This is a genomic window from Paraburkholderia sp. USG1 (assembly GCF_031570135.1).
GTDB lineage: Bacteria > Pseudomonadota > Gammaproteobacteria > Burkholderiales > Burkholderiaceae > Paraburkholderia > Paraburkholderia dioscoreae.
On the sequence record NZ_JAMWXW010000014.1, the window covers coordinates 69,217 to 92,367 of the forward strand.

Annotated in this window: 22 protein-coding genes and 1 pseudogene; 11 read left to right on the forward strand and 12 right to left on the reverse strand. The window is 63.1% G+C overall.

Annotated features, from left to right (window positions below; all coding sequences use genetic code 11):
• The first annotated feature begins 86 nt into the window (after nucleotides 1-86).
• Together NE850_RS19655 and NE850_RS19660 are read left to right on the forward strand one after the other, a co-directional pair.
• On the forward strand, nucleotides 87-518 hold the full coding sequence (locus NE850_RS19655; protein WP_007181499.1) for a response regulator transcription factor: 432 nt from the start codon (nucleotides 87-89) through the stop codon (nucleotides 516-518).
• Entirely contained in the window at nucleotides 511-1,299 is a 789-nt protein-coding gene (locus NE850_RS19660; protein ID WP_007181498.1) for a helix-turn-helix domain-containing protein, read from the forward strand. Before NE850_RS19655 ends, NE850_RS19660 begins: the two co-directional genes overlap by 8 nt.
• A 75-nt stretch (nucleotides 1,300-1,374) precedes the next feature.
• Here the strand turns inward: NE850_RS19660 and NE850_RS19665 are convergent, their stop codons facing one another.
• Entirely contained in the window at nucleotides 1,375-2,361 is a 987-nt protein-coding gene (locus NE850_RS19665) for a zinc-dependent alcohol dehydrogenase family protein (protein ID WP_007181497.1), read from the reverse strand.
• A 102-nt stretch (nucleotides 2,362-2,463) separates the two neighbouring features.
• Nucleotides 2,464-2,748 carry a DUF1488 domain-containing protein gene (locus NE850_RS19670; protein WP_085954203.1) on the reverse strand — a complete coding sequence of 95 codons (285 nt, stop codon included), beginning with the start codon at nucleotides 2,746-2,748 and terminating at the stop codon, nucleotides 2,464-2,466.
• 226 nt (nucleotides 2,749-2,974) lie between these two features.
• On the opposite strand from NE850_RS19670, the gene NE850_RS19675 reads away from it, so the two are divergent.
• The 3 genes from NE850_RS19675 to NE850_RS19685 all read left to right on the forward strand — a co-directional run bounded on the left by NE850_RS19675 (nucleotide 2,975) and on the right by NE850_RS19685 (nucleotide 4,270).
• Nucleotides 2,975-3,310, forward strand: a complete 336-nt coding sequence (locus tag NE850_RS19675) for a hypothetical protein (RefSeq protein WP_007181495.1) — start codon at nucleotides 2,975-2,977, stop codon at nucleotides 3,308-3,310.
• A 73-nt stretch (nucleotides 3,311-3,383) separates the two neighbouring features.
• Nucleotides 3,384-3,758, forward strand: coding sequence for a DUF3564 domain-containing protein (locus NE850_RS19680; protein WP_007181494.1), 375 nt, complete (start codon nucleotides 3,384-3,386; stop codon nucleotides 3,756-3,758).
• 35 nt (nucleotides 3,759-3,793) lie between these two features.
• Complete coding sequence (locus NE850_RS19685; RefSeq protein ID WP_007181493.1) at nucleotides 3,794-4,270, forward strand: hypothetical protein; 477 nt, start codon at nucleotides 3,794-3,796, stop codon at nucleotides 4,268-4,270.
• A 24-nt stretch (nucleotides 4,271-4,294) separates the two neighbouring features.
• On the opposite strand, the gene NE850_RS19690 is transcribed toward NE850_RS19685, so the two are convergent.
• Together NE850_RS19690 and NE850_RS39515 are read right to left on the reverse strand one after the other, a co-directional pair.
• Complete coding sequence (locus NE850_RS19690) at nucleotides 4,295-4,567, reverse strand: DUF2964 domain-containing protein (protein ID WP_405044867.1); 273 nt, start codon at nucleotides 4,565-4,567, stop codon at nucleotides 4,295-4,297.
• Between the two features lie 15 nt (nucleotides 4,568-4,582).
• Nucleotides 4,583-5,089, reverse strand: a complete 507-nt coding sequence (locus tag NE850_RS39515) for a hypothetical protein (RefSeq protein ID WP_007181491.1) — start codon at nucleotides 5,087-5,089, stop codon at nucleotides 4,583-4,585.
• A gap of 171 nt (nucleotides 5,090-5,260) precedes the next feature.
• On the opposite strand from NE850_RS39515, the gene NE850_RS19700 reads away from it, so the two are divergent.
• Nucleotides 5,261-6,145, forward strand: a complete 885-nt coding sequence (locus tag NE850_RS19700) for a DUF72 domain-containing protein (protein ID WP_035518575.1) — start codon at nucleotides 5,261-5,263, stop codon at nucleotides 6,143-6,145.
• A gap of 218 nt (nucleotides 6,146-6,363) precedes the next feature.
• The gene (locus tag NE850_RS19705) at nucleotides 6,364-6,768 is read left to right on the forward strand and encodes an NUDIX hydrolase (RefSeq protein WP_051059009.1); all 405 of its coding nucleotides are present in this window, start codon (nucleotides 6,364-6,366) and stop codon (nucleotides 6,766-6,768) included.
• Between the two features lie 240 nt (nucleotides 6,769-7,008).
• Here the strand turns inward: NE850_RS19705 and NE850_RS19710 are convergent, their stop codons facing one another.
• The 6 genes from NE850_RS19710 to NE850_RS19735 all read right to left on the reverse strand — a co-directional run bounded on the left by NE850_RS19710 (nucleotide 7,009) and on the right by NE850_RS19735 (nucleotide 15,948).
• Nucleotides 7,009-8,406: a cytochrome c gene (locus tag NE850_RS19710; protein ID WP_007181488.1), complete on the reverse strand. Its 1,398-nt coding sequence runs from the start codon at nucleotides 8,404-8,406 to the stop codon at nucleotides 7,009-7,011.
• The gene (locus NE850_RS19715; RefSeq protein WP_007181487.1) at nucleotides 8,403-9,353 is read right to left on the reverse strand and encodes a cytochrome c oxidase assembly protein; all 951 of its coding nucleotides are present in this window, start codon (nucleotides 9,351-9,353) and stop codon (nucleotides 8,403-8,405) included. Before NE850_RS19715 ends, NE850_RS19710 begins: the two co-directional genes overlap by 4 nt.
• A complete protein-coding gene (locus NE850_RS19720) occupies nucleotides 9,350-9,679 on the reverse strand; it encodes a hypothetical protein (RefSeq protein ID WP_007181486.1) in 330 nt (109 codons plus the stop codon). The genes NE850_RS19715 and NE850_RS19720 overlap by 4 nt, the downstream gene beginning before the upstream one ends.
• Nucleotides 9,680-9,695: 16 nt before the next feature.
• On the reverse strand, nucleotides 9,696-12,347 hold the full coding sequence (gene ctaD / locus NE850_RS19725; protein ID WP_310699288.1) for a cytochrome c oxidase subunit I: 2,652 nt from the start codon (nucleotides 12,345-12,347) through the stop codon (nucleotides 9,696-9,698).
• Complete coding sequence (coxB, locus tag NE850_RS19730; RefSeq protein ID WP_165187463.1) at nucleotides 12,344-13,354, reverse strand: cytochrome c oxidase subunit II; 1,011 nt, start codon at nucleotides 13,352-13,354, stop codon at nucleotides 12,344-12,346. Before coxB ends, ctaD begins: the two co-directional genes overlap by 4 nt.
• Before the next feature lie 245 nt (nucleotides 13,355-13,599).
• Complete coding sequence (locus tag NE850_RS19735) at nucleotides 13,600-15,948, reverse strand: PAS domain S-box protein (RefSeq protein WP_165186219.1); 2,349 nt, start codon at nucleotides 15,946-15,948, stop codon at nucleotides 13,600-13,602.
• Between the two features lie 241 nt (nucleotides 15,949-16,189).
• Between NE850_RS19735 and yghU the strand changes: the two genes are divergently transcribed.
• Both yghU and NE850_RS19745 read left to right on the forward strand, forming a co-directional pair.
• Nucleotides 16,190-17,065, forward strand: coding sequence for a glutathione-dependent disulfide-bond oxidoreductase (gene yghU / locus NE850_RS19740; protein ID WP_007181481.1), 876 nt, complete (start codon nucleotides 16,190-16,192; stop codon nucleotides 17,063-17,065).
• Between the two features lie 382 nt (nucleotides 17,066-17,447).
• On the forward strand, nucleotides 17,448-18,710 hold the full coding sequence (locus NE850_RS19745; RefSeq protein ID WP_007181480.1) for a multidrug effflux MFS transporter: 1,263 nt from the start codon (nucleotides 17,448-17,450) through the stop codon (nucleotides 18,708-18,710).
• Nucleotides 18,711-18,795: 85 nt separating this feature from the next.
• Here the strand turns inward: NE850_RS19745 and NE850_RS19750 are convergent.
• Nucleotides 18,796-19,008, reverse strand: a pseudogene (locus NE850_RS19750) (hypothetical protein); the annotation flags it as partial.
• A 5-nt stretch (nucleotides 19,009-19,013) separates the two neighbouring features.
• Nucleotides 19,014-19,823: a helix-turn-helix domain-containing protein gene (locus NE850_RS19755; protein ID WP_007181479.1), complete on the reverse strand. Its 810-nt coding sequence runs from the start codon at nucleotides 19,821-19,823 to the stop codon at nucleotides 19,014-19,016.
• A 258-nt stretch (nucleotides 19,824-20,081) separates the two neighbouring features.
• Here NE850_RS19755 and NE850_RS19760 point away from each other — a divergent pair, with 258 nt between their 5' ends.
• Together NE850_RS19760 and NE850_RS19765 are read left to right on the forward strand one after the other, a co-directional pair.
• A complete protein-coding gene (locus NE850_RS19760) occupies nucleotides 20,082-22,277 on the forward strand; it encodes a TonB-dependent siderophore receptor (protein WP_310699289.1) in 2,196 nt (731 codons plus the stop codon).
• An 18-nt stretch (nucleotides 22,278-22,295) separates the two neighbouring features.
• On the forward strand, nucleotides 22,296-23,150 hold the full coding sequence (locus NE850_RS19765) for an ATP-binding cassette domain-containing protein (RefSeq protein WP_007181477.1): 855 nt from the start codon (nucleotides 22,296-22,298) through the stop codon (nucleotides 23,148-23,150).
• Nucleotide 23,151: the final 1 nt, after the last annotated feature.

Genomic DNA, 23,151 nt, shown 5'->3' on the forward strand with positions numbered 1-23,151 from the left:
ACTCCCTACAAACCTTCACGCCCACCTACTCGAAGTTCATTCCGCGCCGATTTTATTTTGAGACAGCGCGGCCGATACTTCGAGCCATGAACTCAAGCCCTGAGAACCCCACCCTCCGAGTTTTTCTGGTCGACAACGCAGTATCGGTGCGGCGTCGTATGGCCACACTGCTCGGCGCGCTGGACGGCGTGGAGATTGTCGGCGAAGCCGAGGAATCCGGCGCAGCCCTCACGGGCATCGAAACTGGCGCGGCTGATCTGGTCGTGACGGAGTTGCATCTGAGTGGAGGCACCGGCATGGAATTGCTCACATCGTTGGCAAAAAAAATGCCCCATGTGATCGCAATCGTGCTGACGAACCACTCGGGCGCGTGGTTTCGGCGCGCCTGCCTGATGAGCGGTGCCCACTACTTTTTCGACAAGACCAGCGAATTTGATCTCGCGCGAAACACGATCCAGCGGATCGCCGGCGAACATCGCACGCGCGCCCTTCTACCATCCGGAGCACATCATGTCTGACGTCCTCGCCTATTCCGTCCCCGCGCCTGCAGTCGTCTTCCCGCCGATGTCGCCCGCTCCCCGGGTAGTGCCGATCGCCGTGCAGGCGCCGCGCAAGGACACACTGGGCTGCACGGCCTGCTCGATGCGCTCGATCTGCATGCCGCAAGGTCTGACGCCCACGGAACTGCAACGGATCGAAGCGCTGATCTGCCCGTCGCGCACGATCAAACAGGGCGAGACGATCTATCGCGCGAACGACTCGTTCCAGAGCATCTACGTAGTGCGCGTGGGATCGTTCAAGACCGTCGTCATGCACCGCGACGGCCGCGAACAGGTGACGGGCTTTCACCTCGCCGGCGACTCTCTCGGTCTGGACGGCGTGTGCTCCGGTCACCACAACTGCGACGCCATCGCGCTCGAAGACAGCAAGATGTGCATCATCCCGTTCCATCTGCTCGAAGCCATGTGCCGCGAGGTCAAGGCCGTCCAGCAACACGTGCACCGCATGATGGGTGGCGAGATCGTGCGCGAATCATCGCAGATGATGTTGCTCGGCACGATGTCCGCCGAGCAGCGCGTGGCGACGTTCCTCCTGAATCTGTCGGACCGCCTGAGAATGCGCGGCTATTCGCCGGCCGAGTTTTATCTGCGCATGACGCGTGAGGAAATCGGCAGCTACCTCGGCATCAAGCTCGAAACGGTGAGCCGGATGCTCTCCAAATTCCAGCGTGACGGACTGCTCGATGCACACGGCAAGAATATCCGGATTCTCGACCACGACGGTCTCGTGCGGGTTTGATTCGCGGTCGGGACCGCCGCCGGCACGCAGCGGGCGCCAGGGAAAGGCTGCCCGCGCGCTAAACGGGCTAACAGGCTAACGGACTACGAGCACTGCGGCGCCGGTTAACTTGCCATCCCGCAGATCGCTCAGCGCCCGGTTCGCATCCGTCAGCGCATAAGTTGTCGTGTCGATTTCAAGGCGCTGCCCGGTAGCAACTTGCATGAAGGCAAGTCCGTCCTCCCGTGTCAGATTGGCGACCGACACCACGTTCCGCTCACCCCACAGAAATGCATACGGGAATGACGGAATGTCGCTCATGTGAATGCCGCCGCATACTACCGTCCCTCCTTTCGCCACCGCGCGCAATGCTTGCGGAACGAGCGCTCCGACGGGCGCGAAAATCAGGGCGGCGTCCAGCTCGGCGGGAGGCGCTTCGTCGCTGCCGCCCGCCCACGTCGCGCCAAGGCGCAACGCGAGCTGCTGGGCTGCGCGATCGCCTGGGCGCGTGAATGCATACACCGTGCGCTTCTGATGACGCGCGACCTGCGCGACGATATGCGCCGCCGCGCCGAAACCGTAAATGCCGATCCGCTGGGCGTCGCCCGCCATTTTCAACGTGCGATAGCCGATCAGACCCGCGCACAGCAACGGCGCCGCCTCGATATCCGGGTACTGCGCCGGCAGATGAAAGCAATACTGACTGTCGGCGACGGTGCGCTCGGCATAACCGCCGTCGATCGTATAGCCCGTGAAGCCCGGCTCGTCGCAAAGATTTTCCCGCGCCGACAGGCAGTAGCGGCAATGCCCGCAAGTGTGGCCGACCCACGGCACACCCACCCGGTCGCCGACGGCAAAGCCCGTCACACCCGCGCCGAGCCCGGCCACCGTACCGACGATCTCGTGGCCCGGAATCACGGGCTGCTTGGGATGCTCGAGCTCATGGTCAACCAGATGAAGATCGGTGCGGCACACGCCGCAGGCGTGAATCTGGATCAGGAGTTGCCCGGGACCGGGCTTCGGGTCCGGCACCTCCTGCTCACGCAACAACGCTGAGCTACCGTCGAACACCATCGCACGCATACGGTTCTCCTCAAACCTGGTAAGCCAGCGTACCTATCAAGTCCCGCCGCGGCAAGCATCGCGACAAGATACTGCAGCCACCGCCGGCTGCGCTGCGGGCAATCACTCGCAAAAGCGGAAGTAGCCGCTATGCATCAGCACAGGTTTCCCGCCGATCTCGTGGAGCAACTGCCTCGCTGCGCGTTCGATCGGATGCCGGTTCGAGTCGAACGCGGCAATCAGATCCTCCTCGCGCAGCGACGCAGCGCCGAAATGGTCTTCGAGCGCTTCGGCGGTAATCGCGCACTGCACACGTTCGCCGTCCACTTCGGCCGGAAATGCAATGACGAGATCGCGCGCACAGTACTCCGGACGTTCTTCAGGAAAATGAATTTTCATGACCGTCACCTGATTCGTTGCGCAGGGTGCGAGGCTGGACCGGTCGTGTTCGCGCGCCTACGCGCCGCGCGCCACGCTTCGGGACGGAGCGACCTATGGGTCGCCCGCCTGTCAGCAGCATAGGACCAATGCGCGCGACGTCAAATTCAGGCATTCCGTCCTGGTTGACCGAAGTCAACGGCACCCAACCTGGTCCCCGTACACTGAAGTCATCCCCCGCGCTGGAGCATATGCCGTGATTGCCTTATTCCGAAGCTGCCTGGCCGCCTGTGCGGCGTTAGCGCTGGCATCCGGCGCCGCGCGTGCCGAGCCGGAACCGACCGCGCTGGTCGATCAGCAGCACTGCATGTTTTGCCACACCCGAGATGCGCCGTTCCTCGCGCCGTCGTTCCAGCAGATCGCCGAACGCTATCGCAACGTGCCGAATGCGCAGTTCATGCTCGAGCACAAACTGCGGCTCGGCGGCAAAGCACATTGGGGCGACATGGCGATGCCGCTGCCGGGCGACCGCGGCGGCCCGTTGTCGGCGGACGATGCGCATACGCTGGTGCAATGGGTACTGAGTCAATGAACCCGCCTTCGAGACCGCGATGTGTCGCGGTCCGCTTCGCTTGAACGACGGCCGTACGTTTCGGAGAACTTTCATGCGTCTCACTGTCCACCTCGACACGTTCGATCGTGTCCATCCGATGGCATTTGCAATCCTGTGGCTCGACAAGGACGCGCGGAAATGGTCGCGTGAAGGCCATCTCGGGCTCGAACTGCCCGAATGGGGCACGCTGCACATGGATTGCGGCAATACGCTCGTATGCGGGCCGCACGATACGACGCCCGTCTGTGTGCTGGAAGGGCTCGATCTGAATGACCGCGATGGGCCGTTCGAAGGCGAAACCGGACCTGCCCAATGGTGCGCCGAACGCGGCCGCACCCTGATGACCGGCCACTGGCATGTGCAATGTATCGACAACGAACAGGTGCAGCCGGAACACGGCCTGTTCGCCTCCGACAGCGACATGTGAAACGCTGATGTCTCGACCTACGGGAGGCCATCGTCATGGGACTGACCACCGATCTGGACGGTGTCCGTCACGCGTACGGACTCTGCTTCGTGCGTGTGCCGTGGGCCTATTTCACACGCTTGCCGCTCACCGAGCAATGGGGCGACGGCTGGGAACGCGCGCCCTATGAACAGCACGCCGGCCTGCCCTACGAGGACGCGGCGCAGCAGATTCTGACAGTTGCGTTCGACGGGCCGCTGCTGCCGCCCGACGCTGGGTACGACGGTTGCGCGCGCAGCGTCAACGAAATCAACCGCGGCGACGCGCCCTGGCTGCGCACGCAGGACTTCATCAACAACGCGCCGGTGCGAATTGCCGCGGGTGTATCGCTCGAAAAATTCGTGGAACTGGTCGAACTGGCCGGCGGCCATGTGTTTGCGCCGCTCGGCTGGGGCTCGTTGCGGCTCGCGCCCGTGGAGCCGGCCGGGCCTTCCGGAGCGACAAAGTGCGGGCACCGGACGGATCTTGCATGACCGGTGCCGCGCAACGCTAATCGCTTAACTATGGCTGTCGCCGTCGGCTGTCGAATTGAGCAGCATGACAAAACACGCAACGCCGACGATCAGGGCCGCGACGCCGTAGTGAAACACCGGCGGCTCGTCGAAGAGCAAACCGCGAATCGACGCCCCGATACCTGCCAGTGCCACAAATACGGCGATTGCCGAAAAAACGATTCTATTTTCTGAGCGGACCATGATGTCCTCCATGAAGTCTGAGCGGAGTGGTGAAGACATCATCGGCCTTGCGGGCTGGTGGGGTTTGACGAGCATCAATTGCCGTGGCCGTCACGATTTCTTTGTACGCGGCAACGCTGCATTCAGGAATGGATTGAAGCTGTTCGAACGCGCCGGCGGATTGGCCTTTTTTGAGCGGTGCCGGCTGTCCGGCTGCGCGCTGCCGGACAATTGCGCAAGGAGTTCATCTGTGCCGGAATCTTCGTCCGCACTCGGTTTTTTTCTGTTTTTTGCGCGTGCCCGCTGACCGTCTTCGGCATTTGCACTTCCAGTGCGTGTCGGCACCGATACGCCGGCGATATGTTCGACGACGGTCATGAACGAGTCCGAAGGCGATTGCGGGGCCTCGCCAGGTAGCATCGTCAGCACGACGATTTCATGCAGCGAGCGGCCGTCGACGGAACGGGCATGAGGAGCGGTCTTCCAGTTGGCATCCGCTTGCGCGAACGCGCCAATGACGCGCTCCAGTACCGCTGGCGACAGCACGCCGCCGTCATACAGGCTGATGACCACACGCTCGAAAACATGAAACGGAGTCGCTGCGGCGGCTTTTGGCATGCGTTTCTACTCCTTGATGAATTCGCTGTGTTCGCTCGCAAACGGACGCCGGAACGGATGGACTTGCGCCGGCCACAACGTCCGCGCGATCTTTCCCGCGGCCCTGCCGGGAACGGCCGTTGCTCATTTCGCATGAAGATAGTCTACGCAGGCAACCACGCGACGTATTCCATGAAACAACCCGGCAACGCACGCATCGGTATTTCCGGCTGGCGCTACAAGGGATGGCGCGACAGCTTCTATCCTCACGGCCTCAAACAGGCCGCCGAATTGCAATATGCGTCCACGCTTTTCCAGACCATTGAGATCAATGGTACCCACTACAGCCTTCAGTCGCTCGACAGTTGGCGGCGCTGGTATGCCGGGACGCCTGACGATTTCGTCTTCAGCGTGAAAGGCGCGCGGTATCTGACGCACTTATTGCGTTTCCGCGACGAGAGCGCACACGTTGCAAGCGCCAACTTTTTCGCACAGGGACTCCTCGCGCTCAACGAAAAACTGGGCCCCATTCTGTGGCAATTCCCGCCCTCCTTCTCGTTCGAGCCTGCGGGCATGGAGCGTTTTTTACGCTTGCTGCCTCGCGACACCGCCGCCGCAGGTTCGTTGGCCAGGCAGCACGATGAGCGGGTCAAGACACCGCACGTCTCGATTGAACCGAAGCAGACACTGCGCCACGCCGTGGAAGTGCGCCACGCCAGTTTTCTCGACGCGGCCTTCGTCGGGATGCTCAGACACTACGATGTCGCGCTGGTGGTCTCCGACTCCACCGAAGCGTGGCCGCTGGCGGAAGACCTCACCGCCGACTTCGTCTATATCCGGCTACATGGCACCGAATCGCGATACTCCGGCGCCTACGGGGACGAAGCGTTGAACCGCTGGGCCGCCCGGATCGACGCATGGCGCCGCGGCTCACAGCCGGACGATGCGCGGCTGATCGCGCCGCATCTTCACCCTCGCACGCTTGCGAGGCGGGACGTGTACTGCTATTTCGACAACGACGCGAAAACACATGCGCCCTTCGACGCGCAGCGGTTGATGAAACGGCTCGGCGTGTAGCCGGCGCAAACGGTGATCCACGACCCGTAATCCTGGCTTTGACTACGGCGAACGCGACGGGTGCATTGTCTTCGTATTTTCAGATCGACGGGCTAGTCCGCGGCATGTCGGACCCGGCACGTTAGTTGCCTCTGAACCAATTCCCGAAATGCTATTCGCGGCTGCGGCTTGCGAGCCGACTGCGACCCGCTTTGCGTCAATCCCCAGCACGGAACACAATGAAAGATCGATCGACCGTCATCTGCATCCGCGACGGGAGGATTCTTCTCGTAGCCCGAACGCGCCTGGCGTGGCCCTCGCGGTGGTCGCTGCCGGGCGGCACAATCAAAATCTCCGAATCTCCACTGGAGGCGGCCCTCCGCGAGCTCAAAGAGGAAACATCCATCGTGCAGTCGAGGCTCGATTACCTTTTCCAGTTTGGCGGCCTCGCGAAACGGCATCATGTGTTTGTCGCGGACCTCGCGCCCGACGTGTCACCTGAGCCCTGCAACGAAATCTCGCGGTGCGACTGGTTCAGTCCAACCGAAATAGCGGCGCTGCCGGCCAGTATCCCGACTCGGGCGATCGTCGAGTTGTTCCTGAGCTGGCATGGTGCGAAGGTCATGCGAGGCGAGCAGTGCTGATGAGCGGTTTCCTGCACGTCGGACGACCGCGTAACGCGCGGCGGCGCGTACGAGGCTGCGCGTTATGGCTGTGGTATGCAGCATATGTCACGCCACGCTTTTTCAACGTTTGAAAAAATGACGCGTTAGCGGCGAGAAAGAAGTGCCGCAGTTCGCCCGCTCCCCGAGGCCTGAGCGTTCGGGCCGGCAGGTCTGCCGGCAGCATCCGCGCGGTGGTCACGCCGCGCGCCGCTTACTCGCTTACTTATGGATTTCCTTGCGCAACGTGGCCACGTCGTTGGCCGTGACAGGCTGCGCGTGGTTGCCCCACGCACTGCGAATATACGTCAGCACCAGAGCAATTTCGACGTCGGTCAGCGTGGTCGCAAAACCCGGCATGGCCTGCCTGGGTGGGCCCGTGAGCGTGGAGGGACTATTACCCCCCTCCACCAGCAGGCGAATCAGCGAAGTAGTGTCTTCCGTGAGAACGGAAGGATTACCGGCGAGCGTCGGAAATGCGTGCGTGACGCCGCTGCCATCGTCACGATGACAGCTCGCGCAAAACGACCGATACACGTAGAAGCCGACCGGGAGCGAATCGGCAATCCGATTTCCGTTCGCGGACGAGCGCGCCGCATCGCTGCCCGGCGTATAGGTGCCCGACGGCCGCTGCGCGGGCAACGATTTGAGGTAGTGGGCGATGGCTTCCAGGTCTTCATCGCTCAGATACTGCGAGCTGTCCTCGATGTGCTCGACCATGCTGCCGTAGGCGATCGCCCCCGCCCCGTGTCCAGTCTTGAGAAATGCGGCGATGTCTCCCTCGCTCATGCGGCCAAGACCTGAGCCTGCGTCGCCGGTCAGGTTGGGCGCGAACCAGTGGTCGTTCACACCGCCCGTCAGATAGTCGCGCGAAGACTCATCGTAGCCGCTCTCCTCGAAAGCGGAGCCGCGCGGCGTGTGGCAGGCGCCGCAGTGTCCGGCTCCTTGCACGAGGTAAGCACCTTGGTTCCATTGCGCGTCATGGTCCGTTTTGGGCGAGAACGGGTCGCGCGGCGCGAACGCCATTTGCCAGAATCGAAGCGCCCAGCGCTGGTTGAATGGAAACGTTACGTCCGACGGCGGCGTGGGCTTCGGCACCGCGGGCACGCCATGCATCATGAACGCGTAAAGCGCGTGGACGTCGTCATCGGAGAGCTTTGAGAACGACGTATAAGGCATGGCCGGATAAAGCCGCTTGCCGCCTCGCGCCACGCCTTTGCGCAGCGCATGTTCAAAGTCGTCATAGGTATATAGGCCGATGCCGTATCGCGGGTCGGGCGTGATGTTGCTCGACTGGATGGTGCCGAACGGCGACGCGAGGCCAAGACCGCCCGCGTAAGGGGCGCCGCCCCCGGCCGCCGTATGGCAACCGGCGCAATCGGCGGCTTTCGCGAGATATTCACCGCGAGCCAGCGTCGCCGCGGCCACGCTGCTCGCGGACCGTTTCTCCGGTGGCGCCGGCGTGCGGGAGTCGGGCCGGCCGCCGGCCTGATCGGCCTCGCCCGTTGCGTTGGCGTGGTTTCCCAATGTGCTGATCCACCCGACAACGCATACGCAGAGGACGGCCAGAACGGCAGACGTGAATGTCTTGAGGCTGCGGTTGTTCCGGCTGTGCTTCATTGCGCGGCGTCCTTCACACTGGCCGCCCGTCGCGTGAAAAGCGGCGAACGGTCGCCGCGAGCAAGCCAGCGGGCCGCCACCACAAGCCCGCCAGCCAAGTAGGCGGCGGCACCCGGAACCCACATGATGAGCCCGCCGAGTTGCTGGTCCTGTAGCGGATCGACGCCCAGCGCGCTGCACGTCTCGACGTACGACGGATACCACAAGCCGGGCGAAAGCGTGATCAATGCGCCGAGCGCGCTGGTGTGCACCATCGTCGTGAAGAGCGAGAGCATGGCGTGGCCGCCCGACTGCCGCCGCGCGCCGTCGCCGAATACGGTCCACCAGAAAAGCAGTGCACTCACCAGGAAACTCGCGTGCTGCAACGTGTGTATGAACGGATGCGCGAGCGCGGCCTCGAACAGCGTTGGTGCGTGCCATGCCCATAGCGCGGCGGCGTGCAGCAGCCAGGCGGTCAGCGGTGCGGTCAGCGTCCGCCACGCATGCGCGACGGCCGGCGTTCGCACCGCGCGTGCGACCTGGAGCCGCGCGGCGCGCGGCAACGCCCAGATCCAGACGCCGAGCGGGCGGCCGAGCACGCACAACGGGGCCGCGATCAGCATCATCGATTCGTGCTGCACCATGTGCGCGGAAAACAGCGCGCCACTTAACGTATCGAGCGGCGACATCAACGCAATCACGAGCGTGGCCCAACCGGCAACGAATGCCGCCAGCCACAGCCGGCGCGCCCGCGCCGCCCGCCCGAGCCTGCCGCCGCGACGCTGCAAACGGATGTAGCCCGCCACGTACGCGAGCGCGCTCACCGCCATCAACGCGATCACCCAAGCCTCAAAGCTCCAGCCGAACGAAGGCGCCGAGCGCTCGGCGTCGCTCAAAACATGGGCACGCGCAAGCGGGCATCCGGTCAGCAGGAGCGTCAAGGCGGCGCGTTCGGCAAGTGTCTTCATCGGCAAGGCGGGAGAACCCATTGCGGAAACCACATCGCGAGTTGAACGACCGCGCTGAGGGCGCCGACAACCATCGCCATCAGCGCGAAAAAAGCGCCGCGCGACGCCCGCGACGCGTAAGCCGGAGCGTCCGCATGCCCCTGCGCGCGCCAGCTCGCCCAGCCAAGCCACGACGACAGCACGCAGAATCCGAACGCCAGCGCGCTCACCAGATGAAGCGGCCAGACCGCACCCGTCCCGCAGACCAGCCGGATCAGCGCGTAATTGATGCTTTGCGTGGCGAGCACCACCGTGGGCGCCGCGAGCAGACCGAGCCAGATATTCATGGTCGCGCTCCATGCTCTACAGGTGCATGCGCGGCGCGAGATACAGCACCGCATAGATAGGCAGCCAGCTCAGTACGACGAAGTACCAGTAAATCGCGTTCTCGCTCGTATCCAGAAGCCGTTTGCCCTCGAAAGGTCCGGTAAACAGCAGCGCGGCGAGCACGGCCGTGTCCACTGTGTCCGTGATCAGATGCGTGGTATGCAAGCCCAGCAGCAACCAGACGATGGAGCCATACGCGTTCGCGTACCACATGACGTTCAACGCGGCGAACTCGAAACCGCGAACGACCAGAAACGCCACCGCGAACGCCAGGCACACGCTCAGCCATATTCGGGCTCCGACACGATCGCCACGTTCCGCCGCGCGCTTCGCCAGTTGATTCGGCCACAGGCTCGCCAGCAGAATCACCGTGTTGACCGTGCCCCACAGCAAGCCAGGCGGCGGCGCATGCATCGGCCACGCTGCATTCACGCCGCGCAAATAGAAGTACATGGCGACTGCGATCGCGAACACCGTCCCTTCGATCGCCATGAGCCCCGCAGTTGCCCACCACATCAAACTGCGATGACTGAAGCCGAAGCTTGGGAGCTGGCGCACTTCGAGTGTCGAAGCCGCCTGCGCCGTGTCGCTTTCGCCCGGTTCGAGCAGTTTCACTCGCGGCCCCTCGCCCGCATCGGCGGGTACGTCGCCGGTCCGGCGTGACACCTCGTCATCCCAGGGCAAGCGCTCCAGCGCCCGCGCGATCGCATTGTTGCCGCGCCTCGGCCAGAACCACGCGACCATCGCCACGCCGACCGGCACGCTGCCCCACCACACGGCTGTCGGCGTGAAGATCGAGCCGATGAAGAAGACCGTTGTCGCGACGGCGCTGAGAAACGGCCAGATGGAAGGCGTCGGGAAAAGCGGCCGGGTTTCCGGCATCGCGTCGAGCGCGCTCGTGGTCAGCACTTCGCGCGCGCCCGCCGCGAGACCGGAGACTGTCGCCGGCTGCCGTACCGGTTCCCATAACGGATCACGTCCATGCACCACGGGCAACACGTCGAAATTGTGCGGCGGTGGCGGGCTCGGCACACTCCATTCGAGCGTGCTCGCGCCCCACGGGTCGGCCGGCGAGCGCTCGCCATGCCCGCGGCTCTTCAGCACGTTCACGAGAAACAGCAATACGCCGGCGCCCATCGTGTAAGCGCCCAGCGTCGCGCTCATATTCATCGGCCCCCAGCCGAGACCCTGCGGATAGGTCCAGATGCGCCGCGTCATGCCATGCAGGCCGAGCCAGTGCATCGGAAAAAAGGTGACGTTAAAGCCAATGAAGAAGAGCCAGAAATGCCAGCGCGCAAGCCGCTCGCCGAGCAGGCGACCGGTGACTTTCGGAAACCAGTAGTAGAAAGCGCCGAACAGCGGAAACACCGCGCCGCCGATCAGCACGTAATGCAGATGTGCGACGACGAAATAAGTGTCGTGCACCTGAAGATCGAGCGCGACCGAACCGAGCATGATGCCGGTCATACCGCCCAGCACCAGAACGAAGAAGAACGCCAACACGAAAAGCAGCGGCGCCTTCAGTTGAAGACGGCCAGTCAGCAGCGTCGCCAGCCAGCAATAAATCTGCACGCCCGAGGGCACCGCGATCAGCACGCTTGCCGCCGTGAAAAAACTCTTGCCCAGTTCGGGGACCGTGGTGGCGAACATATGGTGCACCCATAAGCCGAAGGCGAGAAACGCGGTCGCGATCAGCGACAGCACCATCGCCGGATAGCCGACCACCGGGCGCCGTGCGAAGGTCTGAATGATCGACGACATGAACCCGAGTGCGGGAATGAAAATGAGGTACACCTCCGGGTGGCCGAAGAACCAGAACAGGTGCTGCCACAACAGCACGTCGCCGCCGAGCGCCGGGTTGTAGAACTGGGTGCCCACCAGCCGGTCGAGAATCAACGCCGTGCTTGCCAGCATGATCGACGGCATCGCAAAGAGAATCATGAACTGCGTGACGAGCGTCGCCCATGCGAAGAGCGGCAGCCGGTTGAGCGACATGCCGGGCGCACGCATCTTCAGAATGGTCGTGATGAGGATCACCGCTTCGAGCAAAGCGGCAAGCTCGGTGAAGGTGATCATCTGGGCCCAGATGTCCGTGCCTTTGCCGGTTGCGTAGTCGGGGCCGGCGAGCGGCACGTAGCTGAACCATCCCGCTCGCGGTGCGGCCCCGAGCGCGAAGGCGACGTACAGCGTCAGCCCGCCGAACAGAAAAACCCAGTACGCGTAGGCGTTCATGCGCGGGAACGCCACGCTGCGCGCGCCGATCATCAAGGGAATCAGGTAGCTCGCAACCGCCTGCATCACCGGCACGGCGAACAGGAACATCATGGTCGTGCCATGCAGGGTGAAAAGTTCGTCGTACAGATCAGGTCCAACCAGACGGTTGCCTGGGCGTGCGAGCTGCGTGCGCATGACGAGCGCGAGCAAGCCGGCCAGCAGGAAAAAAACGAAGGTGGTGACGATGAAACGGCGCGCAATGGTCTTGTGATTCACGGCGGAGAACCAGCCGACGAATCCGGCCGGATCGCTCCAGGTTTCGGCGAGCATGGCACGTGTCCCGGCGGGCGCATCCGGTCCGTCCTTCACCAGCAGGTCGGAACGCTGGCGGGGGGAATTGTCGGGCGCCGTCATCGTAGTGTGGCGAGCCAGCTGACCAGCGCCTGAAGATCGGGCGCAGATAACGGAACGGCCGGCATGGTGGTGCCGGGCTTGGTCGCGCCGGGATCGCGGATCCAGTCGGCGAGATTGCCCGGCGTGTTGGCGAGCACGCCCGAAGCGATCGTCTGACGGCTCATCAGATGCGTGAGGTCCGGTCCCACGGTTCCGCGCGCCGACGTGCCGCGCACGCTATGGCAGTTCGCGCAACTCGACTGCTCGAAGATTTGCAGCCCACGCTGCACGGTCGTCATGTCCGCGGCGGCTGAAGCGGGCGCGGCTTGCCGCGCGGCCCATGATTCGTAATCGGCGGGCGCTTGCGCGAACACCAGCATCGCCATCAACGCATGTTCGGCGCCGCAAAATTCGGCGCATTGTCCGCGGTAGACGCCCGGTTTATCGGCACGGAATTCGATCGTCGAATCGATGCCCGGCAGCATGTCTTTCTTGCCGTGCAGATTGGGCACCCAGAAACTGTGGATCACGTCGCTCGCCTTCAGCGACACGATCACGGGCCGTCCCACCGGAACGTGCAACTCGTTGGCGGTCGCGAAGCCGGGATGCCCGGCGTCGCCGGGATAATCCGCCTTCCACCACCACTGCTCGCCCGTCACCTGAATGTGCAAGGCATTGCCGACCGGCAGGCGGGACAGCGCGCGGTCCGTCAACACGTCTGCTACCACGAGTCCAAGCAGCAAAACCACGGACACCATGCTTGCCAGCACGATCGCGCTCTGCGCACGGCGCTCGTGCGGCATCTGCCCGTCGGCCGCATGACGGTCGGGGCCGCCGGAACGGCGCATCAGCGCGATCAGCACGGCGGCAAGCACCGCGGCGAACACCACGCCGCACACGATCAACGTGACATGCCACAGCCCGAGGATGTACGCGGCCTGAATGCCGGCCGGATGAAGCGCGTCTTGCGGCGCGACGATCTCCGCGTGCCCGGTGCGTGCAAACAGCGCAAGACCGCCTCCGGGCATTCCGATACGCATGAGACGGCTTCGGATTAGTGGCGCATGCAGGTGAGCAGTCATTCGATGGAACTCGACTCGCAGACGCCCTGCGTGAGCATTTTCCGTTCCTGTCCCACGCTCCAGGGGAAAACGATCGCGCCTGGCGTAAGCGGATTACCTCATGCCGGACAAGCTCTGCATGCGGACAAGCGCGTCATCGGCACGCTCCGGCGCCGCTTCGAGCCCGAAGACGCCCCCTGAAGTGCCGAACGCTATTGACGCAACGCCTCCAGCGCCGCGCTCAGATCCTCCAGCGCGTAAGGCTTTCGCAGTGACTTCCAGACGAAGTCCAACCCCGGTACGTCCGGCATCTCACGGCCGGACGCGAACACCACTCGCAGCTCGGGCCGCAACCCCACAGCCTTTTGCGCCAGTTCTATGCCCGGCATGGCAGGCATCGTAAGGTCCGCAATCAGAATGTCGAACGATCCGGTTTTCAGCCAGTTCAGCGCCTGTTCCGGCGAATCGGTCATCGCAGGCTCGTGGCCCAGCATTTTCAGCAGGGCGCCGATGGCCTCGGTGGACTCGGGATCGTCGTCCACCAGCAGAACGCGCAGGGCGGCGGCGCCATCGCTTCGCGCGGCCGGCTCCTGCGCGTCGAGGCGGGTAGGCTCGGTGAACGGCCCAAGCAGCTGCCGGATCTTGTAAGCCAGCTGTTCACGCGAGTAGGGCTTGCTCAGCAGTTCCACGCCCGGATCCAGCCGGCCGCCGTGAACTATCGCATTTTGCGTGTAGCCCGATGTAAAAAGCACCTTCAGGCGTGGCAGGAACTGAAGCGCCTGCGCGGCCATGTCGGGACTGCGGAGCGGACCCGGCATGACGACGTCGGTGAACACCAGGTCGATATGGACTCCGCTGCGGATTACGGCCAGCGCCTGCTCCGCGTCGTCCGCTTTCAGCACGCTATAGCCGAGACCCGACAACGTGTCGACCACCGTCGACTGCACCTTGCGGTCGTCTTCGACAACAAGGACCGTCTCCGCGCCCCTCAGCAACGTGACGCTGGTCCGCTGGGGCGGTTCGACTGCTGTTCCCATGGACCGGGCAAGATAAATCTTGACGGTCGTACCGTGCCCGACCTCGCTGTACAGGCGGATGTGGCCGCCGCTCTGTTTCACGAAGCCATACGCCGTGCTCAGTCCAAGGCCGGTGCCCCGACCTTCCGGCTTGGTGGTAAAAAATGGATCGAAGGCTCGCTGCAACACATCGGCAGGCATGCCCGTACCGGTATCGGTTACCGCAAGCAGCACGTACTGGCCCGGCGGCACGTCGGGCAGCCCCGCGACGTAATGATCGTCGAGCATCGCGTTGGATAGTTCGATGGTCAGCTTGCCACCCTCCGGCATCGCGTCGCGCGCGTTGATCGCCAGGTTTAGCAGCACGTTTTCGAGCTGGTGAATGTCGATGAGCGTGTTCCACAAGCCGCCGGCCACGACGGTTTCGACCTCCACGGTCTCGCCGAGCGCGCGGCGCAGCAGGTCGTCCATGCCCCGTATAGCGGGCGCCAGATTGATCACGACCGGTTGCAGCGGCTGCTGGCGTCCGAACGAAAGGAGTTGCGACGCCAGCTTCGCGCCCCGTTCCACGGCGTCGATCGCCTTTTCGAGCCGCTCGCGGGTCCATCCGTCGCGGCCGTGCCGGTGTTCCAGCAGTTCGAGATTGCCCCGCAGCACCTGCAGCACATTGTTGAAGTCATGCGCGACGCCGCCGGTGAGCTTGCCGATCGCCTCCATTTTCTGCGACTGGAAGAGTGCCGCGCGGGTTTCTTCCAGAAGCCGGGCGGCTTCCGCGCGCTCGGTGATGTCGCGGGTAATCTTGGCGAATCCCGCCAGCGTGCCGTCGTCGTCGCGGATCGCGTCGATCACGACGTGTGCGAGGAAGCGCTCACCATTGCGCTTGACGCGCCAGCCTTCGGCCTCGAAACGGCCCTCGCGCGCCGCGACTGCGAGGCCGTACTGAGGCAACCCGGCCGCGGCGTCTTCGGGGGTGTAGAAGCGCGAAAAATGTGAACCAATGACTTCTTCCGCCGCGTAGCCCTTGATCCGTCGCGCGCCCGGGTTCCAGTTGGTAATGATGCCCTCCGGCGAGAGCATATAGATCGCGTAGTCCGTCACACCATGAACCAGCATACGAAAATGCCGTTCACTTTCGAGAACCGCGTCGTGCGCGGTCTTCTTGTCGGTCATGTCCCGCACGATCTTCGCGAAGCCTGTAATGCGACCATCCTCCGCGCGCAAGGTGGTCGTCACCATGCTCGCCCAGAAGACGGTGCCGTCCTTGCGCACTCTCCATCCTTCGGTGTCGTAGCGATTGGTCCGCCGCGCGGTCTCCAGACCTGCCGCGGGCAGCCCCCTCGAGCGGTCTTCCTCTGTGTAGAGGATGTCCAGCGGCTGGCCGAGAACCTCGTCACGCCGGTATCCGTAAATGGCTTCTCCGCCGGGATTCCAGCTCTGGATCCGGCCGTCCGGTGAGAGTGCAAAGATCGCGTAATCGGAGACGGATTCCACCCACCTGACTGACCAGTTCGAGTCGAGCCCATCGAACAGGGGCGAATTCATCATGGCGTTCCTTTCTCCCAGAGTTGCTCGTCAGTGAACGCGAAGCAAGCGCCTGATCGTAATCGTCGCACTATACCGCGAGAGACTTTGCCTACCAATAACCATGCGCCGTCATGCAAGGCAAACCGTTGCAACCGCCCCGGCTGATCCCCACGCCGGCGTTGAGCACCGCCAGCGCGTTCCCCGCCGATTTGTTAATCTCTCTGCGAAAACACTTGTCCCCCCGGACACAAGGAGCTTGAGCATGAGTGACCGCGCCGATTACGTGCCGCCGAAAGTATGGACCTGGAACAAGGACAACGGCGGCCGCTTCGCGAACATCAACCGCCCTGTCGCGGGGGCAACGCATGAGAAGGAACTGCCGGTCGGCCGCCATCCTCTTCAGCTCTACTCGCTGGCCACGCCGAACGGCGTGAAGGTCACGGTGATGCTCGAAGAACTGCTGGCGAGCGGTCACAGCGGCGCGGAGTACGACGCGTGGCTGATCAGGATCGGTGAAGGCGAGCAATTCGGCAGCGGGTTCGTGGCCGTGAATCCGAACTCCAAGATTCCCGCGCTGCTGGATCGCAGCGGCCCCAAGCCGATCCGGGTTTTCGAGTCCGGTGCGATTCTCCTGTATCTCGCCGAAAAGTTCGGCGCTTTTCTGCCGACCGAACCTGGCGCGCGCGCCGAATGCCTGTCATGGTTGTTCTGGCAGATGGGAAGCGCCCCGTATCTGGGCGGCGGCCTCGGCCATTTTTACGCATACGCGCCGACGAAAATCGAATATGCGATCGACCGCTTCGCGATGGAAGTAAAACGTCAGCTCGATGTGCTCGACAAGCGGCTCGCGGAAAACGAATACGTGGCGGGCAGCGAGTACACGATCGCCGACATGGCGATCTGGCCTTGGTACGGCGGCCTCGTCAAGGGCTGGCTCTACGAGGCGGCCGAATTCCTGTCGGTGCAGGACTATCGGCATGTTCAGCGCTGGGCCAATGCGATCGGCGAACGTCCGGCGGTGCGTCGGGGACGGAAGGTCAACCGCGTGTTCGGTGAGCTTTCAGATCAATTGCACGAACGTCATGATGCAAGCGACTTCGAGACGAGCACGCAGGACGTCCTGACCGCGCAGAAGTAGCGGCTTTGGGCAAGGTCATGGGGTGAGCTATGGGCACGGGTGTGGGTGCCCGTTTGTGAGGTTGATACCGTGTGCGAGGGCTTTTGCGAAGCTCCCGCAATCCGCAATGCCGGGCATTGTCACGCCGGGGCGTCAACCCCCTGGCCATCAGACGACGCGCGCTGCCGCTGACACTTGCTTTCACAACGGTCCATCGGGAGCCTGCCTGCTGCACCCCGGCGGCGACAGCCAGCGTGCCCGACGGATGCCCGATGCGCAGCGGGCCAGCGTCCCACCCGACGCCGCCGCGACCTCATGCGCCAATGTTCCAGGCATCGCCGCCGCGACGGCGAGGGCGATCGCGCCCGTTCCCGTCACCAGAATCTGCTCCCTTTATGCTGTCATGAACCACACTATCACCGACTGCTCTACCTCTCCCACACGCACACCGAACTCGCCGCGCTTCCTGCTGTTCCTGATCTGCCTGTTCGCCTCCGCTGGACAACTCGCAATCGACATTTACGTGCCCGCGCTACCCGCAATGGCGCATTTCTTTGCGACATCACCTCAGGCGATCCAGTCGAGCGTGTCCGGGTACATGGTGGCCTATGCGCTCGGCCAGCTCGTCTTCGGACCGGTAGCCGATGCTTATGGGCGCAAACGCGTGCTGGCTTTCGGGCTCGTGATCTACACGCTCGGCTGTCTGCTGTCACTTGCTGCATCAAGCCTGGAAACATTCATTCTTGCCCGCTGTCTGCAGGGATTCGGTATCGCCACCACGAACCTGCTCGCGAAGGCGATCATCACCGATTCGTTCACTGGGCAAGCGCTGGTGCACGCGTTCACCTACATGTCGATCGCATGGGGGCTCGCTCCGATTGTGGCGCCGGTGATCGGCGCGCACCTGCAAACCTGGTTCGGCTGGCAGGCCTGCCTCGTCTTTCTGCTTGTTTATTCGCTGGTGATGTGGGGGTTGCTGTGGCGCTACCGCGAGACGTTGGTGCAGCCGGTGCACCTCGCGCCGCGCACGCTGATGGCGAACGCCGGTAAGGTGCTGTCGAGCCCCGTGTTCCAAAGCTGCTTCCTGGCGCAAGGTCTTTGCTACAGCATCCTGCTCGTGTTCAATATCGTTGGACCATTCATGGTGCAGAACACGTTGCATAAGCCGCCGACTTTTTTCGGCTACCTCGCTCTCGGTATCGGGGCGATGTACTTCCTCGGCGGTCTTTCGAATCGCGTGTACGGCGCGCGTCTGCCGAATGCAGAGCAGCGGCTGCGCATCGGTGCCCGCGTGATGGCGGGCGCGTCGATTGCGATGCTGATTCTTGCGCTGACAGTCGGCCTGCGTGTGTGGACACTCGCGCTGCCCGTGCTTGTGATGGGGTTCTGCGCAGGCGCAATGTATCCGACTCTGATGGCCAAGGGAAATTCGCTGTTCCCGCACATCGCGGGCCTGACGAGCGCGATCCTCGGGTGCGCACTGCTGCTCGTGTCGTCGGCGATGATGGGACTGGCCGGCTTTGTTTCGGTGCAGGAACTGACCTCATTGGCGGTGTTTTTTGTGGTCCTCGCCCTTACGGTCGTGGGGATGGTGACGAAGCTGCTACGCCATCTGGCTCAACCGCAGTCCGCAGCCGTCGCGCGCGGGAGCGGCGAAGCGGTGTAAGTACGTCGTCTACGGAGGCTTGCGCCGAAGTCGGCTTACGACGGAGGTTGGCGGACGCTGTTGAAAAAGTCAGGCTTCAGCGCGCCTAACTGAACGTCGGTGAGCACAGAACCCTCCTCGGGCGTAGACCGTCAACCGATACCGTTAGGCCCTGAAAACGCTGAGCGAGCTGTTTGCGATAGAGAGACGCGCGCAGCAAATGTCTCTTGATTGCGAAGTGTTACCGGATCGATCCGAAGTTCGAGAGAAACGCCTGGGTGCGCTTTAGGTCGAGAAACCCGCGCGACGCACGCCCGCGCTACATCAAATAGCGAGCGGTTCGCGGAACTGTTGGCGGAACTGCTGGGGCGTGCTGCCGAATGCGCGCCTGAACATCACGGTGAAGGTGCGCACGTCGGCATAACCCAGGTCTTGCGCAACCTGGCTCGCCGCGTGGCCGACCGAAAGTTTGGACATCGCCTCGGCCAGGCGCAACTGTTCGCGCCATTGCCCGAAGCTCATGCCGGTTTCCTGTCGAAACAGCCGCGCGACCGTGCGCGAACTGGCGCCGACCCGGTCCGCCCACAATTCCAGCGTGTCGTTGCTGGCGGGTTGCGCGATCAGGCTTTCACATATGTTCCGCAGGCGGACATTGGCAGGCAGCGGCAGGCGCGCGGTGCGCGCGCCGTCTGCGGCGTCCGCCGCATCTTCCAGAAGACGCAGGATCAACGGCACGATCAGGGCCGTGCGGCTCTCGCCGGCTTCGTCGGGATCTGAATCGAACATGCCGAGAATCGTGGCGCGCAGCAGATCGCCGACCGGAATCACACGGCACTCCTGTTTTTGCGGCGCGAGCGAAGCCGGCTCGATGTACAGCGTGCGCATAGAAACCTGTCCGACCATATGCAATTCATGCTCGATCTGCGATCCGATCAGCAGGGCGTTGCCGGGCGTCAGCATCCACAGACCAAGTGGCGTAATCGCGCGGACGATGCCGCTGGTTGCGTAGACCAGTTGCGCGCGATGGTGAATGTGGGCGATTTCATGCGTTCCGTCGACGTAGTCGATCGCCTGCGCAATCACTTTTCGGGCGGCAAAAACGTCGCCGAAGGTTTGCAGTTTAGGCCGGACCATGACTTAATTTAACACCCATCCGTTAAGAAATACATTAATTCTGCCAATTTTGTCCACTTTTATGTGAATGTTGTCCTGACTGACGACAGGCTATCAGATTATAGTGACATGCGGCCTGAACAACGTGCCCGCACTTCCGTGGTACCCCCCACTCGTTTTGAAGACGTATCGATAGCCATCAAGAGCTAGCCAAAACAGCAGCTTATATTTTATTGCGAATCATTCTCACTATTATTAACAGCCAATTGAGGAACCAACATGAGTACCGGGGTACGCGGATCGACCGCGCTGAACAATGCGTTGCTGTTCTGCCTGCTGAGTGGGACTTCAGCGGTGTATGCACAAACGTCACTCGACGACGCGGCCACTAAAGCCGCGGATCCGTCCACCTTGCCAACGGTCACGGTAAGGGGCAATCGCGACGATTCGCGCGTCGGCTCGGCCGACGGCTATGTGCCGGTCACTGCCGTGACGGCGACCAAGACCGACACGCCGTTGATCGAGACACCGCAGTCTGTGTCGGTGGTGACGCGCGATCAGATGACCGCGCAGGGAGCCGCCAGTGTGGCGGAGGCGTTGCGCTACACGGCCGGCGTGCTGCCCGAATTGCGCGGCAACTCCACGGCGGGCGCGCCTTATCTGTTCAGTCGCGGCTTTTACCTCGAGCAGTTTCTCGACGGCTGGCGCCTGCCGAGCGATGCGAGTTATGGCTACGCAATCCCGAATTTCGACACTTACGGGCTGGAGCGCATCGACGTCCTGAAAGGCCCGTCGTCGGTGCTGTATGGCCAGGCCAACCCCGGTGGCATCGCCAATCTGGTCAGCAAGATGCCGACCACGACGCCGATCCATGAAGTATTCGTCACCACCGGCAGCCACAACCGGGCCGAATTCGGTTTCGACCTGGGTGGCGCCCTCACGCAGGACGGCAAGCTGTCCTACCGATTGACCGGCGTCGGCCTCGATACCGACACCCAGGTCAGCGACGTCAAGCAGAAGCGTGTCTACCTTGCGCCGGCGATCACCTGGAAGCCGGACGAGAACACGACGCTGACGGTGCTCGCAAAGTACCAGCGCGATCCGGATGTCGGCTACTACAATTTCGTGCCCGCGATCGGCAGCATTATGGACACGCCCAACGGCCGGATCTCGACCCACACGAACCTGGGCGATCCGACTTTCGATCATCATTCGAAGACGCAATACTCCATCGGCTATCAATTCGAACACCGCTTCGACCCAGTCTGGACATTCCGCCAGAAGCTGAATTACACCTACGTGACCGACGACTTCGCGAACGTGTTCCCGCTCGGCTTCGCGCCTGGCTCGTCCACCAACGTGAATCGCTACGCGTTCTTCAACGATGAAAACGCGAAATTCTTCACGGTAGACAACCAGGTCCAGGCAAAAATCTCCACGGGGCCGCTCGCGCACACCGCGTTGTTCGGCTTCGACTTCCAGCGCGTGCTGTATCGCGAGAACGTCGGTCTGGGACTGGCGCCGCAGCTCAATGTGTTCGCGCCGGTCTATCTGCCGGTGACCACGCCCAACAACACATCCGACGACTTCATCCGCCAGAAGCAATTCGGGCTGTATGCGCAGGACCAGATCGCCTACGGCAAATGGCGCTTCCTGATCGGCGCGCGTGAAGACTGGTCGTCAGCCGACGACAACAACCCGGTCCAGAACTACAACCAGGCGCAATCGGCGCGCGCGTTCACGTGGCGCACGGGCGTCGTCTATCTGTTCGACAACGGCATTGCCCCGTACGCGAGCTTTGCGAAATCGTTCGATCCCCAGGCCGGCGTACTCTACGGCGGCGGCACGGCGAAACCGACCACAGCGCAGCAGTACGAAGTCGGCGTGAAATACCAGCCGCCCGGCTATAACAGTTTCATCACGGCATCGGCGTTCGACCTGACCGAACGCAATGTCCTGACGTCCGATCCCCTCCACCCGGGCTTCAGCACCCAGGCAGGCGAAGTGCGCGCACGCGGCTTCGAGATCGAAGGACATGCCAGTCTGTCCGACAACCTCGACCTCGTCGCCTCGTACACATTTCTGAACGACGTGACGACCGAGTCCGCGGATTCGACGCAAACCATTGCCGGCGACACGACGCCGTTGCAAGGCAAAGTACCGTTTGGCATGCCGAAGAACATGGTGTCGGCCTGGATTGACTACACCTTGCATAGCGGCGATCTGCGCGGCCTCGGCTTTGGCGCCGGCGTGCGTTACATCGGCTCGAGCTACGACCAGTCGAACTCGCTGCGCGTACCGTCCAGCACACAGTTCGATGCAGCGGTTCACTACGACACCGGCCAGCACTGGCTGTTTTCGCTCAATGGGAAAAACCTGTTCAATCGCCAGTATGTCGCCTCCTTCCTGAGCGGCACGACGTGTACCTACGGCGACGGCGTCGAAGTCCTCGCCACCGCCCGCTACCGCTGGTAAGCAAAAAGGAGGAGCGCGTTGAACGACATGACCCAGCAGCATCTCGAACAGCAGCCGGCGAGCCTGGTGAACCACGACAACACCGGGCCGGCAACGCCCCGCGTGTTGTACCAGCTCGACGGCGCGTCGTTCGAAGTCGACGGCCGGGTTCTGCTGCAACCGCTCACCCTCTCGTTGAACGCGGAGCGCATGATCGCGTTGATCGGCCACAACGGCTCCGGCAAGAGCACCTTGCTCAAGCTGCTCGCGCGTCAACAGGCGCCCACACGCGGCACCGTGCGCCTGAACGGCAGCGGCGTCGCCGCGTGGCCGGCCCGCGACTTCGCGCGGCAGGTGGCCTACCTGCCGCAGAACCCGCCCGCCGGCACCGGAATGACGGTGCGCGAACTGGTCGCGCTGGGCCGCTATCCGTGGCACGGCGCGCTCGGCCGCCTGCGCGCGGCGGATCACGCAAAAATCGACGAAGCGCTGCATCTCACCGACACGGCGCGCTTTGCGTCGCAACTGGCCGATCATCTGTCGGGTGGCGAACGACAACGCGTCTGGCTCGCGATGCTGGTCGCGCAAGGCGCTTCGTGCCTGTTGCTCGACGAACCCACATCCGCGCTCGACATCGCGCATCAGATCGAGGTGTTGCGGCTTCTGCGCGAACTGACCGACAGCCACGCATTGACGGTGGTCATCGTGTTGCACGACATCAATCTGGCCGCGCGCTTCTGCGACGAACTGATCGCGCTGCATAGCGGCCGCCTGTTGACAAGCGGCACGCCCGACGCGCTCATGCGCGCCGACGTGCTCGAGTCGATTTACGGCATTCAGATGGATATCGTTGTGCATCCGCATAACGGTAGACGGCTTGGCGTCGCGCGCTGAT

Bases quoted from the DNA above. Each gene is read 5' to 3' on its own strand.
- NE850_RS19655 (WP_007181499.1), top strand. From the start codon at position 87: ATGAACTCAAGCCCTGAGAACCCCACCCTCCGAGTTTTTCTGGTCGAC.
- NE850_RS19660 (WP_007181498.1), top strand. From the start codon at position 511: ATGTCTGACGTCCTCGCCTATTCCGTCCCCGCGCCTGCAGTCGTCTTC.
- NE850_RS19665 (WP_007181497.1), bottom strand. From the start codon at position 2,361: ATGCGTGCGATGGTGTTCGACGGTAGCTCAGCGTTGTTGCGTGAGCAG.
- NE850_RS19680 (WP_007181494.1), top strand. From the start codon at position 3,384: ATGCGTCTCACTGTCCACCTCGACACGTTCGATCGTGTCCATCCGATG.
- NE850_RS19685 (WP_007181493.1), top strand. From the start codon at position 3,794: ATGGGACTGACCACCGATCTGGACGGTGTCCGTCACGCGTACGGACTC.
- NE850_RS19690 (WP_405044867.1), bottom strand. From the start codon at position 4,567: ATGCTCGTCAAACCCCACCAGCCCGCAAGGCCGATGATGTCTTCACCA.
- NE850_RS39515 (WP_007181491.1), bottom strand. From the start codon at position 5,089: ATGCCAAAAGCCGCCGCAGCGACTCCGTTTCATGTTTTCGAGCGTGTG.
- NE850_RS19700 (WP_035518575.1), top strand. From the start codon at position 5,261: ATGAAACAACCCGGCAACGCACGCATCGGTATTTCCGGCTGGCGCTAC.
- NE850_RS19705 (WP_051059009.1), top strand. From the start codon at position 6,364: ATGAAAGATCGATCGACCGTCATCTGCATCCGCGACGGGAGGATTCTT.
- NE850_RS19710 (WP_007181488.1), bottom strand. From the start codon at position 8,406: ATGAAGCACAGCCGGAACAACCGCAGCCTCAAGACATTCACGTCTGCC.
- NE850_RS19715 (WP_007181487.1), bottom strand. From the start codon at position 9,353: ATGAAGACACTTGCCGAACGCGCCGCCTTGACGCTCCTGCTGACCGGA.
- NE850_RS19720 (WP_007181486.1), bottom strand. From the start codon at position 9,679: ATGAATATCTGGCTCGGTCTGCTCGCGGCGCCCACGGTGGTGCTCGCC.
- ctaD (WP_310699288.1), bottom strand. From the start codon at position 12,347: ATGACGGCGCCCGACAATTCCCCCCGCCAGCGTTCCGACCTGCTGGTG.
- coxB (WP_165187463.1), bottom strand. From the start codon at position 13,354: ATGCCCGGAGGCGGTCTTGCGCTGTTTGCACGCACCGGGCACGCGGAG.
- NE850_RS19735 (WP_165186219.1), bottom strand. From the start codon at position 15,948: ATGATGAATTCGCCCCTGTTCGATGGGCTCGACTCGAACTGGTCAGTC.
- yghU (WP_007181481.1), top strand. From the start codon at position 16,190: ATGAGTGACCGCGCCGATTACGTGCCGCCGAAAGTATGGACCTGGAAC.
- NE850_RS19745 (WP_007181480.1), top strand. From the start codon at position 17,448: ATGAACCACACTATCACCGACTGCTCTACCTCTCCCACACGCACACCG.
- NE850_RS19755 (WP_007181479.1), bottom strand. From the start codon at position 19,823: ATGGTCCGGCCTAAACTGCAAACCTTCGGCGACGTTTTTGCCGCCCGA.
- NE850_RS19760 (WP_310699289.1), top strand. From the start codon at position 20,082: ATGAGTACCGGGGTACGCGGATCGACCGCGCTGAACAATGCGTTGCTG.